16 protein-coding genes are annotated in these 15,899 nt (G+C 70.0%); all 16 read left to right on the forward strand.

Annotated elements, in window-relative coordinates; all coding sequences use genetic code 11:
• The first annotated feature begins 138 nt into the window (after positions 1–138).
• Positions 139–1,143 (forward strand): heparan-alpha-glucosaminide N-acetyltransferase, encoded by a 1,005-nt coding sequence (locus tag IEV99_RS22070; RefSeq protein ID WP_188520004.1) that lies wholly within the window; start codon positions 139–141, stop codon positions 1,141–1,143.
• A gap of 130 nt (positions 1,144–1,273) precedes the next feature.
• On the forward strand, positions 1,274–1,564 hold the full coding sequence (locus tag IEV99_RS22075; protein WP_188520005.1) for a hypothetical protein: 291 nt from the start codon (positions 1,274–1,276) through the stop codon (positions 1,562–1,564).
• A 9-nt stretch (positions 1,565–1,573) separates the two neighbouring features.
• Positions 1,574–2,686 carry an NAD-dependent epimerase/dehydratase family protein gene (locus IEV99_RS22080; RefSeq protein ID WP_188520006.1) on the forward strand — a complete coding sequence of 371 codons (1,113 nt, stop codon included), beginning with the start codon at positions 1,574–1,576 and terminating at the stop codon, positions 2,684–2,686.
• On the forward strand, positions 2,683–3,780 hold the full coding sequence (locus IEV99_RS22085) for an SDR family NAD(P)-dependent oxidoreductase (protein WP_210318696.1): 1,098 nt from the start codon (positions 2,683–2,685) through the stop codon (positions 3,778–3,780). Before IEV99_RS22080 ends, IEV99_RS22085 begins: the two co-directional genes overlap by 4 nt.
• Positions 3,777–4,907 carry a glycosyltransferase family 4 protein gene (locus IEV99_RS22090; RefSeq protein ID WP_210318697.1) on the forward strand — a complete coding sequence of 377 codons (1,131 nt, stop codon included), beginning with the start codon at positions 3,777–3,779 and terminating at the stop codon, positions 4,905–4,907. Before IEV99_RS22085 ends, IEV99_RS22090 begins: the two co-directional genes overlap by 4 nt.
• Entirely contained in the window at positions 4,904–6,055 is a 1,152-nt protein-coding gene (locus tag IEV99_RS22095) for a CgeB family protein (RefSeq protein ID WP_188520008.1), read from the forward strand. Before IEV99_RS22090 ends, IEV99_RS22095 begins: the two co-directional genes overlap by 4 nt.
• A complete protein-coding gene (locus IEV99_RS22100) occupies positions 6,052–7,146 on the forward strand; it encodes a CgeB family protein (RefSeq protein ID WP_188520009.1) in 1,095 nt (364 codons plus the stop codon). The genes IEV99_RS22095 and IEV99_RS22100 overlap by 4 nt, the downstream gene beginning before the upstream one ends.
• Entirely contained in the window at positions 7,143–8,264 is a 1,122-nt protein-coding gene (locus tag IEV99_RS22105; RefSeq protein ID WP_188520010.1) for a CgeB family protein, read from the forward strand. Before IEV99_RS22100 ends, IEV99_RS22105 begins: the two co-directional genes overlap by 4 nt.
• 161 nt (positions 8,265–8,425) lie before the next feature.
• Positions 8,426–9,460: a UDP-glucuronic acid decarboxylase family protein gene (locus IEV99_RS22110; RefSeq protein ID WP_188520011.1), complete on the forward strand. Its 1,035-nt coding sequence runs from the start codon at positions 8,426–8,428 to the stop codon at positions 9,458–9,460.
• A gap of 50 nt (positions 9,461–9,510) precedes the next feature.
• Positions 9,511–10,590, forward strand: a complete 1,080-nt coding sequence (locus IEV99_RS22115; protein ID WP_188520012.1) for an inositol-3-phosphate synthase — start codon at positions 9,511–9,513, stop codon at positions 10,588–10,590.
• Between the two features lie 13 nt (positions 10,591–10,603).
• Positions 10,604–11,203, forward strand: coding sequence for a histidine phosphatase family protein (locus IEV99_RS22120; RefSeq protein WP_188520013.1), 600 nt, complete (start codon positions 10,604–10,606; stop codon positions 11,201–11,203).
• Positions 11,200–12,297, forward strand: coding sequence for a CgeB family protein (locus tag IEV99_RS22125; RefSeq protein ID WP_188520014.1), 1,098 nt, complete (start codon positions 11,200–11,202; stop codon positions 12,295–12,297). Before IEV99_RS22120 ends, IEV99_RS22125 begins: the two co-directional genes overlap by 4 nt.
• 11 nt (positions 12,298–12,308) lie before the next feature.
• Positions 12,309–13,139, forward strand: coding sequence for a nucleotidyltransferase family protein (locus IEV99_RS22130; RefSeq protein WP_188520015.1), 831 nt, complete (start codon positions 12,309–12,311; stop codon positions 13,137–13,139).
• Entirely contained in the window at positions 13,136–13,936 is an 801-nt protein-coding gene (locus IEV99_RS22135; protein WP_188520016.1) for a TIGR04290 family methyltransferase, read from the forward strand. The genes IEV99_RS22130 and IEV99_RS22135 overlap by 4 nt, the downstream gene beginning before the upstream one ends.
• Positions 13,933–14,862, forward strand: a complete 930-nt coding sequence (locus tag IEV99_RS22140; RefSeq protein ID WP_188520017.1) for a glycoside hydrolase 5 family protein — start codon at positions 13,933–13,935, stop codon at positions 14,860–14,862. The genes IEV99_RS22135 and IEV99_RS22140 overlap by 4 nt, the downstream gene beginning before the upstream one ends.
• Positions 14,859–15,731, forward strand: a complete 873-nt coding sequence (locus IEV99_RS22145) for a PIG-L deacetylase family protein (protein WP_188520018.1) — start codon at positions 14,859–14,861, stop codon at positions 15,729–15,731. The genes IEV99_RS22140 and IEV99_RS22145 overlap by 4 nt, the downstream gene beginning before the upstream one ends.
• Positions 15,732–15,899: the final 168 nt, after the last annotated feature.

A 15,899-nucleotide genomic window follows, 5' to 3' on the forward strand; every position in this document is an offset into this window, starting at 1 on the left:
CAGAACAGGCGAGAAGCCAACAAAGGTCGGGGCACGGCGCTCAGAAGAATTGACGAATGTTAAGCGTTTATAGGCGGCGATCGCTTCGCCCCGCAACCCCGTTTGCAGGCGCCATCCGGGAGCCACTAAGAAGAGCGGATGAACCCGCAGATCGCTTCGCCGCCCGATCCCGCTGTGGCCCCGCCCCGCCTGCCCGTCGTCGATGTCGCCCGCGGCGTCGCGATCGCGGCGATGTTCGTCTATCACTTCACGTGGGACCTCGGCTTCTTCGGGTTCATCGAGCTGCAGGCGAGCGTCGATCCCGGCTGGCGCTGGTTCGCGAAGGGCATCGCGTCGTCGTTTCTCATGCTGGTGGGCGTCGGGATCGTGCTGGCCGACCGGGGCGGCATGAACTGGCGCGCATACGGCCGCCGCCTCGGCTTGGTCACGGCGGCCGCTGCCGGCATCTCGCTCGCGACCTGGTACGCGACGCCGGACGAGTTCATCTTCTTCGGCATCCTCCACTGCATCGCGCTCTCGAGCGTGCTGGCCCTGCCCTTCCGGCGCGCGCCCGCCTGGTTCACCGCCATTGTGGCGGCGGCCGTGGTCGCGCTGCCGAACCTAGCCCGCTTCCCGGCGCTCGCGTCCCCGGCGCTGCTCTGGCTCGGCCTGGGCGACACTGTTCCGCGCACCAACGACTACGAGCCGGTCTTCCCGTGGTTCGGTCTCGTGCTGGCCGGCGTCGCGCTGGCGCGCTTCAGCCTAGCGGCCGGATGGGACCGGCGCCTCGCCGCCATCCGGGCGAGCGGCCCGGTGGGCCGGACGCTCGCTTTCGCAGGCCGCCACAGCCTGCCTTTGTACCTCCTCCACCAGCCTCTGTTCTTCGGCGCGCTGTCCCTGCTGGCGTCCGCGGCCCCGCCGCGGCCCGCCGTTCAGCCGGCCGATTTCCAGACCGAATGTCGCACCTCCTGCCGTGCGTCGGGCGCCCGGGAGGCGCTCTGCGTCTCGGCCTGCGGCTGCGTGGAAGGCAAGATCAGGGCGGCCGAGCGGGCCGAGATCAGCCTCTCGCAGGCCGAAATCGACCGCCGGATGCCTGGTTTCGTGGCCGCATGCCAGCGCGAGCGCACGCCGGCCGCGCCGGACAGCCAGGAGCCGAAGCCTTGAGCTTCGCCCCACCGTCTGATTTCGCACGGAGTTCCGCGACCGTGCGCTAGCGCTCACCAACAAAGGAACCAATCTCGCAAAGGAGGAGTTTGGCGCGGGTACAAGCATGGTTTGTTCCGGGAGCGTCAGCATGAGCGAGGCCAAGGTCACCACGGATCATGACGAGATCCGCAAATGGGCCGAGGAACGCGGCGGGCGCCCCTCCCGGGTCAAGGACACGGGCGGCAAGGGCGGTCCCGGCATCCTCCGGCTGGACTTCGGCGAGAAGGAAGAAGGTCTCGAGGAGATCTCCTGGGACGACTTCTTCAAGGCCTTCGACGAGAACGAACTCGCCTTCCTGCATCAGGACGAGGCCGGCGGCAAAGGCCACAAGCCGAGCCGCTTCAACAAGTTCATTCACCGCAACAGCGACAAGAACTGAGGCTTGCCCGTGTCGGATCGCATCCTGATCACCGGCGGCGCCGGATTCATTGGCCGTTACGTCGCCAGGGCCTGCCTGGAGCGCGGCTATGACGTCCGCGTTCTGGATAGCCTCATCGACCAGGTGCATGGCGGCAAGCAGCCGGACCATCTCGACCGCGCCATCGAGGTGGCGGTCGGCGACGTCCGCGACGAGGCCGCGGTGGGGCGCGCCCTCCAGGGCGTCGACGCCGTGATCCACCTCGCAGCCGAGGTCGGCGTCGGCCAGAGCATGTATGCGGTGGACCGCTATGTCGGGGTCAACGACCTCGGCACCGCGGTGCTGTTCCAGAAGCTGATCGAGAAGCCGGTGCGCCGCGTCGTCGTGGCCTCGTCCATGAGCATCTATGGCGAAGGGCTCTACCGCGACGCCGACGGCCACATGGTGGAGGACGCCGAGCGCAAGCCGCGCACCTCCGACGTCCAGGGCTGGGACCCGGTCGACCGCCAGGGCCGCGCGCTGACGCCGCTGCCCACGCCCGAGTGGAAGCGCCCCTCCCTCGCCTCCGTGTATGCGCTCACCAAATACGTGCAGGAGCGGCTGACGCTCACGGTCGCGCCCGCCTACGGGATGGAAGCCGCCGCGTTGCGGCTGTTCAACGTCTACGGCCCTGGCCAGGCGCTCTCCAATCCCTACACGGGCGTATTGGCGATCTTCGCGTCGCGCATTCTCAACGGCCAGCGACCGATGATCTTCGAGGACGGCCTGCAGCGGCGCGACTTCGTGCATGTCACGGACGTCGCCAAGGCGTTCATGCTGGCGCTGGAGAAGCCCGCCGCCAACGGGCAGGTCTACAATGTCGGCAGCGGCCACGACCGCTCGGTCGCCGAGATCGGCGAAATGCTCGCCGCCGCGATGGGCCGGCCGGAACAGACGCCCGAGATCGTCGCGAAGGCTCGCATCGGCGACATCCGGCACTGCTTCTGCGACATCTCCAAGGCTCGCGACGAGCTCGGCTTCACGGCCTCGATGGACTTCTCGCAGGGCCTCGCCGAACTCGCCGAATGGGTCGAGCAGCAGACCGCCGAGGACCGGGTCGCCGAAGCGCGCCAGGAACTCGAGCGCCGGGGGCTCGTGGCATGACGGGCGATCCCGGCATCGGCGCGGGCGGACCCATTCTGATCACTGGTGGGGCGGGCTTTATCGGCTCCAATCTCGCCGACCGCCTGGCCGAGGCCGGCCGCAGCGTGATCGTATTCGACGCGCTGACCCGCCCGGGGGTGGAGCGCAACCTCGGCTGGCTGCAGGAGCGGCACGGAGATCGCATCCATGCGGTGCGGGCCGACATCCGTGATCGCGACGCGCTGGCGTCCGCCATCCGGGAATGCGACGCGGCCTTTCATTTCGCCGCCCAGGTCGCGGTGACGACCAGCATGGTGGACCCGCGCGACGATTTCACCGTGAACCTCGAGGGCACGCTGAACCTGCTGGAAGCGCTGCGCGAGAGCGGCCGCCGCGTCCCGGTGGTGTTCGCCTCCACCAACAAGGTCTATGGCGACCTCGCCGACATCCCGCTCGCGATCGAGAACGACGCCTATATGCCGACCGACCCGGCCGTGCGCGGCCGTGGCGTGTCGGAAGACCGGCCGCTCGACTTCCACACCCCCTATGGCTGCTCCAAGGGCGCGGCCGACCAGTATGTGCTCGACTACGCGCGCAGCTTCGGGCTGCCCACCGCCGTGCTGCGCATGAGCTGCATCTACGGCCAGCGCCAGATGGGCACCGAGGACCAGGGCTGGGTCGCCCACTTCCTGATCCGCGCGCTGGATGGCGAGCCGATCAGCATCTATGGCGACGGCCGGCAGGTGCGCGACATCCTCGACGTCGCGGACGCCGTGGACGCCTACCTGGCCTGCTGGAAGCGCATCGAGGCCGTGTCCGGCCAGGCCTTCAACCTCGGCGGCGGTCCGCAGAACGCCGTCAGCCTGCGCCAGCTCATCGCCCATATCGAGCAGTCGATCGGCCGTTCGGTCGAAACCCGCTACGCAGACTGGCGGGCCGGCGACCAGCGCTATTACGTTTCCGATCCGAGCCGCGCCCAGGCGGCGCTCGGCCTTGGCGCGCCCGTGCCGTGGCGCACCGGCGTCGGGCGCCTCGCCCGCTGGCTGGAAGGCGAGCGCGCCGCGCGCGCGGTGGCGGTTCAATACGCGGACGCCCGCCTGGAGGCGGCGTCGTGAACGCCGCCGATCCGTCGCCCCGCCGCATTCTTGTGACAGCCGACGCCGTTGGGGGCGTATGGACCTACGCGATTGACCTGGCGGCCGGTTTCGCCCGGCGCGGCGTCGAAACCGTGCTGGCCGTGCTCGGCCCGGCCCCCGACGCCGCGCAGCGCGACGCCGCCTCGGCCGTGTCCGGCCTCACTGTGGTGGAGACCGGCCTGCCGCTTGACTGGACGGCCGCTTGCGACGCCGAACTCGCAGCCACGGCCCGGCGCCTCGCCGCGCTCGCGGACCAGCACGGCGTCGACACCGTGCATTGCCACGCCCCGGCCCTGATCGCGGACGCGCCTTTTCGCGTTCCGGTCGTGGTCGTCAACCATTCCTGCCTCGCCACCTGGCACGCCGCCATGCGGGGGCCGGACGCCCCCGTGCCGGAGGACTTCGCCTGGCGGATCGCCCGAGCCGGCGCAGGCCTCGCGCAGGCCGACCAGGTGCTGGCCCCCACGGCGGCCTTTGCTGACGCCACCGCCCGCGCGTACGGGCTCGCGACGGCGCCGAGCGCTGTCCACAACGGCCGCGCGGCGCCGATTGCAGCCGCTCCCGGCGGCCGGCTGGACCCGAGCGTCTTCACCGCCGGGCGGCTCTGGGACGAAGCCAAGGGCGCGGCCGTGTTTGACGCCGCGGCCGGATGCGTGGATGCCCTGATGCGCGCAGCCGGCCCGCTGATCGGCCCCAACGGAGCCCGAGCAGGGCTGAACGACGCCGTCGCGCTCGGCTCGCTCACCGCGCCCGAGATGGCCGAGGCCCTCGCCCGCCGCCCGGTGTTCTGCTCGGCTGCGTTCTACGAGCCCTTCGGCCTCAGCGTGCTGGAGGCCGCTCAGGCCGGATGCGCGCTGGTGCTGTCCGACATCCCGACCTTTCGCGAACTCTGGGACGGCGTCGCGGTGTTCACGCCCCCGGGCGACTCTGACGCGCTCGCGGCGGCGTTGCGCGACCTCCTTCCCGACGAGGCCGGCCGCATCGCTCTGGGCGAAGCCGCCCGCGCCCGCTCGACCCGCTTTACGGTGGACCGCATGGCCGCCGCCACCCTGGCGGCGCATGCCGAGGTCGCCGGCGCGCGCAGCCGGCGGGAGCGCGCCGCATGAAAGTCGCGTACTGGACGCACTCGCTCCAATCCTGCTGGAACCACGGCAACGCGCATTTCCTGCGGGGCGTGCTGCGTGAATTGATGCATGCGGGCCACGAGGTCGCCGTGCTGGAGCCCCAGGGCGCCTGGAGCCTGCAGAATCTGCTGCAGGATCACGGCGAGACCGGTCTCGACGCCTACCGGGAGAACTACCCGGAGTTGTGCTCGCGCACCTACGCGCCCGGCGACGCCCTCGCGCCGCTGCTGGACGGGGCCGACCTCGTCATCGTGCACGAATGGAACGAGCCCTGGCTGGTCGCCGAGATCGGGCGCATCCGCCGCGCCGGCGGGCGTTTCCGGCTAATGTTCCACGACACACATCACCGCGCGGTGAGCGACCCGGACGCGATCCGGACCTTCGATCTCGACGGCTATGACGGCGTGCTGGCCTTCGGCGAAACCCTGGCCGAGGTCTACCGCCAGTGGGACTGGGGCGACCGCGTCTTTGTCTGGCACGAGGCCGCCGACACCCGGCTGTTCCATCCGCCCACGATCGAGACCGAGCGCCACGGCCTTGTCTGGATCGGCAACTGGGGCGATGGCGAGCGCACCGAGGAGCTGGAAACCTTTCTGTTCCGCCCGGCGCGGGACGCCGGATTGCCGCTCGACATCCACGGCGTGCGCTATCCCGACGAGGCGCTGGCCACGCTGGCGCGCTACGGCGTCCGCTACCGCGGCTGGCTGCCCAACGCGGCCGCGCCGGCGGTGTTCGCCCGGCATCTCGCCACCGTGCATGTGCCGCGGCGTTTCTACGTGGACCTGCTGCCCGGCATCCCGACCATCCGGGTGTTCGAGGCGCTGGCCTGCGGCATTCCCCTCGTCTCCGCGCCCTGGCGCGACAGCGAGGGGCTGTTCACGCCCGGCGAGGACTTCCTGGTCGCGCCGGACGGCCCTGCGATGACGGCGCATCTGCGCGCGCTGGCGCACGACGCCGACCTTCGCGCCGCGCTCGCCCGGCGCGGCCTCGCCACGGTCCTGGCCCGCCACACCTGCGCGCACCGCGTGCGCGAGCTCCTCGGCTTCGCCCGGACACTCGGCCTAGCCGACGAAAACGCCGCCCCGGCCGCATCCCCCCATGCCTCCGCGCTGCTGGAGACCACCCCATGAAAATCGCCTTCTACGGCTCCAGCCTGCTGTCCTCGTACTGGAACGGTGCCGCCACCTATTACCGCGGCATGCTGTTCGACCTCGCCCGACGCGGCCACACGGTCACGTTCTACGAGCCGGACGCCTACGACCGGCAGAAGCACCGCGACATCGAGCCGCCCGAATGGGCCGCCGTGAAGGTCTACGACGCCACCGAGGACGCCGTGCGGAAGGTGGTGGCGGAAGCCGCGGCCGCCGACGTGGTCGTGAAGGCGAGCGGCGTCGGCGTGTTCGACGACGAGCTGCTGGACGGCGTCATCAAGGCCTCGCGGCCGGACGCGATCCGGATTTTCTGGGACGTGGACGCGCCCGCCACGCTGGCCGAGATGCGCGGCTTCGACAAGCACCCGCTCCGCAAGGCGTTGGAGAGCATCGACCTCGTGTTCACCTACGGGGGCGGCCCGCCCGTAGTGGCGGCCTACGAGGGTTTTGGCGCCCGCCGCTGCGTGCCGATCTACAATGCGCTGGATCCCGCCACCCACCATCCGGTGGCCGCCGACCCGCGCTTCTCGGCCGATCTCGGTTTTCTGGCCAACCGGCTGCCCGACCGCGAGAAGCGCGTCGAGAGCTTCTTTTTGGAGCCCGCCGCCCGCATTCCCGAAAAGTCGTTTCTGCTGGGCGGCTCGGGCTGGGAGGACAAGGCCATGTCGGCCAACGTCAACCGGGTCGGCCACGTCTACACGCGCGACCACAACGCCTTCAACTGCACCCCGATGGCGGTGCTGAACGTCGCCCGCGACAGCATGGCGGAGATCGGCTTCTCGCCGGCCACCCGCGTGTTCGAGGCCGCCGGCGCCGGCGCGTGCCTGATCACGGACGCCTGGGAAGGCATCGAGCAGTTCCTGAAGCCCGACGAGGAAGTGCTGGTCGCCCGCGACGGCCAGGACGTGCTGGACCACATGGCCGGCCTGACGCGCGACCGCGCCAACCAGATCGGCCAGGCCGCCCTGCGCCGCGTTCTGGCCGAGCACACCTACGAGAAGCGCGGCGAACAGGTCGACGTCATTCTGGCCGAAGAGGCCGGCCGTATCCGCGAGCGGAGCGCCGCATGACCGCTGAGCCGCGCCCGCTGAAGCTGGTCGTGCTCGGCCTCAGCCTCTCGTCGAGCTGGGGCAACGGCCACGCCACCACCTATCGGGCGCTCCTGCGCGCTTTTGCGGAGCGCGGCCACGATGTGCTGTTCCTGGAGCGCGACGCGCCCTGGTACGCGGCGCATCGCGACCTTCCCGAGCCCGGTTTCTGCCGCTTCGCGCTCTACCGCGACCTCGCCGAACTCAGAAACTGGACACGCGAGATCGCGGACGCCGACGCCGTGATCGTTGGCTCCTATGTTCCGGACGGCGTTGCGGTGGGACGTTTCGTGCAGGAAACCGCGCGCGGCGTTTCGGCCTTCTACGACATCGACACGCCGGTCACGCTGGCGCGGCTGGAGCGCGGCGACCGGGAGTACCTCGCGCCCGAGTTGATCCCCCATTATGGCGTCTACCTGTCCTTCACGGGCGGTCCCACCCTGCGCACGCTGGAGCGCCGATGGGGGTCGCCGGCCGCCCGCGCCCTTTACTGCTCGGTGGACACGGACGCCTACCGGCCGCAGGACGCGGAAAAGCGCTGGGACCTCTCCTATCTCGGCACCTACAGCCCGGACCGGCAGCCCGTGCTGGAGCGCCTGCTGATCGAGCCTGCGCGCCGCGCGCCGGAGCTGCGCTTCGTGGTCGCCGGGCCGCAATATCCGGCCGACATCGCCTGGCCGGCCAACGTCGAGAGAATCGAGCACGTGCCTCCGGCCGACCACCCGAGCTTCTACGCAGCGAGCCGTTTCACCCTGAACGTCACACGCGCCGACATGGTGCGGGCCGGCCACAGCCCGAGTGTCCGGCTGTTCGAGGCCGCCGCCTGCGGGACCCCCATCGTGTCCGACCGCTGGGAGGGGCTCGACGACCTGTTCGTCCCCGGCGCCGAGATCGCCCTCGCGGACGGCCCGGATGACGTGTTGCCGGTGCTGAACGGCTGGACCGAAGCGACCCGGCGCGAAGTCGCCCGCCGGGCGCTGGAGCGCGTGCGCCGCAACCACAGCGCCCGCCGCCGGGCCGAGGAGCTGGAAATGTGCCTGCTGGAAGCGGTCGCGGCCGCCGCTCCGCCGCGACGAAAGCTCGCAGGCGCCCCCGCCTGAGAGGTCGCAGCGCGCCAGTCAGATTCGGTAACGATTCGATGTACTTCGCTGCGAAAGTCTTCCTCCGTACGATGGATTGAAAACAAAGATGCGCGCCAAGGATATTTGAACCATCTACAATCCTGCAGCGTTGGCGTACGAATGAGCGAAAGGTCGGGACCATGAAGAACGGGAAGCGTCATCTGGTCGTCGTCGCCGGCGGAGCAGGCTTTGTTGGCTCGCATCTTTGCGATGCCCTGTTGGCCGATGGCTCACACGTGATTTGCATCGACAATCTGCAGACCGGCCGCACGCAGAACATCCGCCATCTTGAACGCGAAGCGCGCTTCGAGATGATCGAGAGCGACATCATAGATCCGGTTCCGGCCGCGATAGCGCGCCTCGGCAAAGGCAAGGTCGACTTCGTCTACAACCTCGCCTGCGCGGCCTCGCCGCCGCAATACCAGGCCGATCCCGAGCACACGATGATGACCAGCGTGCTCGGCAGCCGCAATCTGCTGCGCCTGTGCGAGAGCACCGGGGCGCGGTTCCTGCTCGCGTCCACCAGCGAGGTCTACGGCGACCCGGAGGCTCATCCGCAGGTCGAGACCTATTGGGGCAACGTCAACTCCACCGGTCCACGCGCCTGCTACGACGAGGGCAAGCGCGCCGCCGAGGCGCTGACCTTCGACTTCGCCCGCTCCGGCCGGGCCGAGGTGCGGGTCGCCCGCATCTTCAACACCTATGGCCCGCGCATGGCCGCCGATGATGGCCGCGTGGTGTCAAACGTGGTCACGCAGGCCGTGTCCGGCCGCGACATCACGGTGTATGGGGACGGCTCGCAGACCCGTTCGTTCTGCTACGTGGACGATTTGGTCGAGGGCCTGATGGCGCTGATGCGCCACGACGGCGGCCTGCCCGGCCCGGTGAATCTCGGCAACCCCAACGAGCTGATGGTGAGCGAGCTGGTCGAGCTCGTGCTCGCCATGACGGGCTCGGCCTCCAAGATCGTCAGCCGGCCGCTGCCCGTCGACGATCCACGCCGCCGCCGGCCAGACATCAGCCGCGCCCGCGAGATGCTGGGCTGGGCCCCGTCCACCGACCTCAAGACCGGGCTGGAAGCCACCATCGCGTGGTTCACGGACGAGTTCGAGCGCGCCAACGCCCGCCCGGCCGCTCGCGCCGCCTTTGCGCTGACCGAAGCCGCCCGGGTTTGACCCCGGACGGCGTGCGCCCGCCCGCAGGGCGCAACATGAGGAGAGACGTGATGAGCCGCAACACACTGCGCATCGGCATCGTGGGCGTCGGCAACTGCGCGTCGTCCCTCGTGCAGGGCCTCACCTACTACCGCGACGCCAACTCCAACGAGCCCGTGCCCGGGCTCATGAACGTCGAGCTCGGCGGCTACCACGTCGGCGACATCGCGGTGGCGTCCGCCTTCGACATCAACGCCGCGAAGGTGGGCAAGGACGTCAGCGAGGCGATCTTCGCCGCCCCCAACAACACCGAGCGGTTCGCCAAGCCCGAGCCCACCGGCGTGCGCGTCAGCCGCGGCCCGACGCTGGACGGCGTCGGCAAATACATGCGCGACGAGATCCCCGAGTCCGACGAGCCCGTCGACGACGTGGTCGACATCCTGCGCCGCTCCGGGACCGACGTGCTGGTGTCCTACCTGCCCGTAGGCTCGCAGGCCGCCACCGAGTTCTATGCCGAGCAGGCGCTCAAGGCCGGCTGCGCCTTCGTGAACTGCATCCCGGTGTTCATCGCCTCCAACCCGGATTGGGCCAGGCGCTTCGAGGAGCGCGGGCTGCCGATCATCGGCGACGACATCAAGAGCCAGGTCGGCGCCACCATCGTGCACCGCGTGCTCACCAACCTGTTCAAGGAGCGTGGCGTGCGGCTGGACCGCACCTACCAGCTCAATTTCGGCGGCAACGCCGACTTCCAGAACATGCTGGAGCGCGAGCGCCTCGAGTCGAAAAAGATCTCCAAGACCCAGGCTGTCACCAGCCAGCTCGACGTGCCGCTCGCGCCCGAGAACGTGCATGTCGGCCCCAGCGACCACGTGCCGTGGCTGACCGACCGCAAGTGGTGCTACATCCGCATGGAAGGCACCACCTTCGGGGGCGTCCCGCTGAACTGCGAGCTGAAGCTCGAAGTGTGGGACTCGCCCAATTCGGCCGGCATCGTGATCGACGCCGTGCGCTGCGCCAAGCTGGCGCTGGACCGCAAGATCGGCGGCGCGCTGACAGGCCCGTCGAGCTACTTCATGAAGTCCCCGCCGCAGCAGTTCACCGACGGCGAGGCGCGCGAGCGCACGCTCTCCTTCGTGAACGGCGACGCGTAAGCGGGGCGAAGCCGTGACCACCACGCTGTTTCTTGTCCGCCACGGCGCGCACGACCAGGTGAACCGGACGCTGAGCGCCCGCACGCCCGGCGTGCATCTGTCCGAAGAAGGCCACCGCCAAGCCGAGTGGGCCGCCGAGCGGCTGTCGCGGGAGAGCATCGCGGCTATCCACGCCAGCCCTCGCGAGCGCGCCCAGGACACCGCCGAGCCCATCGCCCGGCGCCTCGGCCTGCCGGTGACCACCGACGCGGACCTCGAGGAATTCGACGCCGGCGACTGGACGGGCAAGACCTTCGAGGAGCTCGCGCCCGACCCTGCCTGGGCCAATTGGAATCAGAACCGCAGCCTCGCCCGCGCCCCGAACGGCGAAAGCGCGCTCGACGTCCAGAACCGCGTGGTGCGCTGCGCCCTGAAGCTCGTCGCCCGGCATCCGGGCGCGGGCGTCGCGCTGGTCGCCCACGCCGAGCCGCTGCGCGCGCTCGTGCTCTACGCGCTCGGCCTTGGGATCGACGGCTGGAGCCGCATCGAGATCGCGCCCGGCTCCGTCACCACGCTCGTGATGGGCGAGTGGGGCTGCCGCCTCCATCGCCTCAACGAGGAGGCCGCCGCATGAAGATCGTGATCTTCGGCCTCACGGTCTCGTCCTCCTGGGGCAACGGCCACGCCACCCTCTGGCGCGGCCTCATCCGCGCGCTCGCCAACGAGGGCCACCGCGTCGTCTTCTTCGAGCACGACACGCCCTACTACGCGGAGAATCGCGACCTCACGGCGCTGCCCAACGGCGAGCTCGTGCTCTACGCCAACTGGCGCGACGCCTATGCGCGCGGCCGGCGCGAGCTGGCGGACGCCGATGTCGCCATGGTGACGAGCTTCTGCCCGCACGGCGTCGAGGCCACCGCGCTGATCATGGACGCCCCGCGCCCGCTCGCGGTGTTCTACGACCTCGACACCCCCGTGACGCTCAGCCTCATCGGGGGCGGCGCCGACGTGAAAGCAATCGGACCCCGCGGGCTGCGGGATTTCGACCTCGTGCTCAGCTACACGGGCGGCGAGGCGCTGGACGCGCTCCGCACCCGCCTGGGCGCTCGCCGGGTCGCGCCGCTCTACGGCCATGTCGACCCCGACGTGCACCACCCCGAGCCGCCGGCCGAGCGCTTCCGGGCGGATCTGTCCTACCTTGGCACCTACGCGCAGGACCGGCAGGCCGCCCTTGACGCCCTGTTCATCGAGCCTGCCCGGCGCCGGTCGGGGCAGCGCTTCCTGCTGGCGGGCGCGCAGTATCCGCAGGATTTCCCCTGGACGGACAACATCTTCTTTGTCCGCCACCTGCCCCCGGCCGAGCACCCGGCCTTCTACGCCTCCTCGCGGCTGACGCTGAACGTCACCCGCCGGGCCATGGCCGAGATGGGGTGGTGCCCGAGCGGCCGCCTGTTCGAGGCCGCAGCCTGCGGGGCCGCGATGCTATCGGACGCCTGGGACGGGCTGGACGATTTCTTCGAGCCCGGCCGCGAGATCCTGCTCGCCCGAACCACCGACGACGCCCTCGCGGCGCTGGATCGTTCGCCGGACGAGGTCGCCCTGATCGGCAAGCGGGCGCGCGAGCGCGTTCTGGCCGAACACACCTCGGCGCGCCGCGCCCGGGATCTGCTGGATGCGCTCGGGGCGGCGAAAGCCGCGAGCCGCCAGTCCATGGCCGCAGAGGCCTGAAGGAGGCGAGCATGTGGGGAATCGTTCCGGCCGCGGGCCGCGGCAGCCGCATCCAGCCGCTGGCCTTTTCCAAGGAGCTGCTGCCCGTGGGCAGCCGCCTCGACGGCGAGACCGAGCGGCCCTGCGCGGTCAGCGAATACCTCGTCGAGCGCATGCTGCGCGGCGGCGCCACCAAGATCTGCTTCGTGATCTCGCCCGGCAAGTCGGACATCATGGAGTATTACGGCGGCGGCTATGGCGCGGCCACGATCGCCTATGTGGTGCAGCCGCGCCCGAGCGGCCTTTGCGACGCGATTTTCCGCGCCACCCCGCTGGTGCCGGCCGACGAGCAGGTGATCGTCGGCCTGCCCGACACGGTCTGGTTTCCGGCCGACGCGTTGGCCGAGCTGCCGGACAACAAGCTCTCGTTTCTGCTGTTTCCGGTCGACCATCCGGAATTCTTCGATGCGGTCGCGATGGACCGCGACGGCAACGTCCTGGAGATACAGGTCAAGAGCAAGGACGCCACCTCGCGCTGGATCTGGGGCGCGTTCAAGATGTCGGGCGCCATTCTGGCCGAGCTGCGCGACCTCTGGCAGGCCCGCAACGGCCGCGACGAATACATCGGCACGCTCGTGAACGCCTGGCTGGCGCAGGGCGGCAAGGCCGTCGGCGTCAAGGCCGGCGAGCGCTACGTCGATGTCGGCACGCTCAACGGCTACCGCACCGCCATCGGCATGCTGGGCGAAACCGCCCAGCCGGACGAGCGCCCGACGCCCGGCCTGCGCGTCGAGCTCGGCCGGCCGGACGGCCGCCCCTTTGAAACCGCCGACATCCTCGCCAACAGGAGCCCGCGCCCATGACCGTCACCATGAGCCCGGACGAGATCCGAAGCCGCGCCGCCGCGCTCGGCCCGTGGTTCCACAACATCAACCTCAACGGCGTCCAGACCGCGCCCGAGCACTTTCTGGGCGACTACCCCAACATCAAGTGGAAGAGCTTCGCGAGCGCGATCCCGGCCGACCTCTCGGGCAAGACCGTGCTGGATATCGGCTGCAACGCCGGCTTCTATTCCATGGAGATGAAGCGCCGCGGCGCGGCCCGCGTCCTGGGCGTCGACTTCGACGAAGACTATCTCCGCCAGGCTCGCTTCGCCGCCGAGGTGCTGGGCTTCAGCGAGATCGAGTTCCGCCAGCTCTCCGTCTACGACGTCGGAGCGCTGGGTGAGAAGTTCGACGTCGTGATCTTCATGGGCGTGCTCTACCACCTGCGTCACCCGTTGCTGGCGCTGGACCTGATCCGAGAGCATGTCTGCGGCGACCTCATGGTGTTTCAGTCCATGCAGCGCGGCGCCGAGCAGGCCGAGCCCGTGGAGCCGGACTACCCCTTCACCGAGACCGCGATGTTCGACCGGCCCACCTGGCCGAAGATGCACTTCATCGAGCATCGCTATTCGCAGGACCCCACCAACTGGTGGGCCCCGAACGCCGCCTGCGTGGAAGCCATGCTCCGCAGCTCCGGCTTCAGCATCGTCGAGCACCCCGAGCAGGAGGTCTATCTCTGCCGGGTCGCCGACAAGAACCCAGACGCCGCGCCGGTGTACCCGGCCCGCCCCGACCGGGCGAGCGGCGTTACCGGCACGAATGGGAGGCCCGCGTGATCGAAGCCGCGATGATCTGGAACGAACCCAACAACAAGTCCCACTGGGACCCGAATATCGACCCCGACTGGACCATGTTCGCCGACATGGCGGTGGCGGCGGGCCGGGCGATCAAGGCCGAGAACCCCGACATCCCGCGCGTGCTCGGCGGCATGTCGCCGATCGATCCCGGCTGGGTCAACAACATGGCCTCCAAGGGCGTGCTCGACAATGTCGACGCCGTCGCGGTGCACGGCTTCCCGCTCGACTGGAACTTGTGGAAGCTCGACGAGTGGCCGGAAAAGATCCGCGAGATCAAAGCCGTCACAGACCTGCCCGTCTGGGTGTCGGAGGTCGGCATTTCGACCTTCGGGGCCGAGGAGGTGCAGGCCTGGGGCCTGAAGCGCACGGCCGAGCTCCTGATCGGGCAGGCGCCGCGCATCCACTGGTACAGCCTCTACGACCTGCCCCGCGCCTGGCCGGCCACGACGCGCCACCGCGAGGCGGAGGGCTCGTCCTATTACCGGCACTTCTACATGGGCCTCCTGCGCGAGGACGGGACGCCCAAGCCGTCCCTGGAGGTCTTCGGCGAGTATGCGCCGCAGCTCGGCCTGTGCCAGTGGTTCCACTACGAGGACCACCGGCTCGACGACGCGGTGGCGTGGATGAAGCGGCTCGGCGTCACCTACCTGCGCACCGGCCTGTCCTGGGCCGACAGCTTCCGCCCCAACGCGCTGGACTGGTTCGACCGCCAGATGGAGGCGCTTCAGGACTTCGACGTCACCGTGACGTTCTGCTTCACGCCCGAGCACCGCGGCATCGAGCCCCACCACACCAGCCCGCCGCTGGACAAGCAGGAATTCGCGGATTTCTGCGCCAGCATGATCCGGCGCTATGCGCCGCGCTCTGCCGTCGCGCGGCCGCCGGTCCAGGCGATGACCGGATGAGCGACATCCCGCGCCATTCCACGCCGGCCCTCCACGCGCTCGCCCAGCTGGCCGAGCCGTCGCGCCCGCGCCTGGACGCGTCACGCATGGTGGCGGTGTTCGCGCATCCGGACGACGAGACGCTCGCGCTCGGCGCTCAGTTGTGCCGCCTCAAGGGGCTGCGGATCGTGATTGTCACCGACGGCGCCCCGCGCGACCTCGCGGATGCGGGCCGGCACGGCTTCGCGGACGCCGCCGCCTACGCGCAGGCCCGCCGCGAGGAGCTCGCCGCGGCGCTGCGCGAAGGCGACGCCGCGGATATGCAGGTGTCGTTCCTCAACGTGCCCGACCAGGGCGTCGCGCACGCGCTCGCGGATGTCGCCCGCCGCCTCGTCGCCGCACTGGGCGACGCCGACATCGTGATCACGCACGCCTATGAGGGCGGCCACCCGGACCATGACGGCGTCGCCTTCGCGGCGCACGCGGCCGTACGCGCGGTCAACGCGCAGGGTCGGGCGGTGGAAATCATCGAGGCGCCATTCTACCGTCTCGGCGACGAGGGCGAATTCCAGCCCCAGCATTTCGAGCCGATCCCGGGCTCCGTCGCCGTGCAACTCGTGCTCGACCCCGAGGACGTGTCCCGCAAGGCACGCATGATCGCCGCCTACGCGACCCAGCACGAAACGCTGGCGCAGTTTCCGCTTCAGGCCGAGCGTTTCCGCAACGCGCCCGACTACGACTTCGGCGCACCGCCGAACGGCGGCCACATCCTCTACGAGCGCCACAGCTGGGGACTCGACGGCCCACAATGGCTCGCCAAAGTCGCCGCCGCCCGTCAGGAGCTCGGCCTCCCCGATCAAGCGCCGGACCCCACGGCGCCCGCCCCATGACGGCGCTGCGCCGCAGCCCACCCTCCCCTCGAGGGGGAGGGTCGACGGGCGAAGCCCGGCGGGGTGGGGTGCGGCCGGGGTTGGGCGCGCTCTCGCAGGATTTCTCTTTCAGACCGGCTGAACAGTTGGAGCTAAACGCCCGGAGCCACCCTACCCCGCCGCTGCGCG

The sequence above is a fragment of the Alsobacter metallidurans genome, assembly GCF_014636935.1.
In the GTDB taxonomy this organism is placed as follows: domain Bacteria; phylum Pseudomonadota; class Alphaproteobacteria; order Rhizobiales; family Beijerinckiaceae; genus Alsobacter; species Alsobacter metallidurans.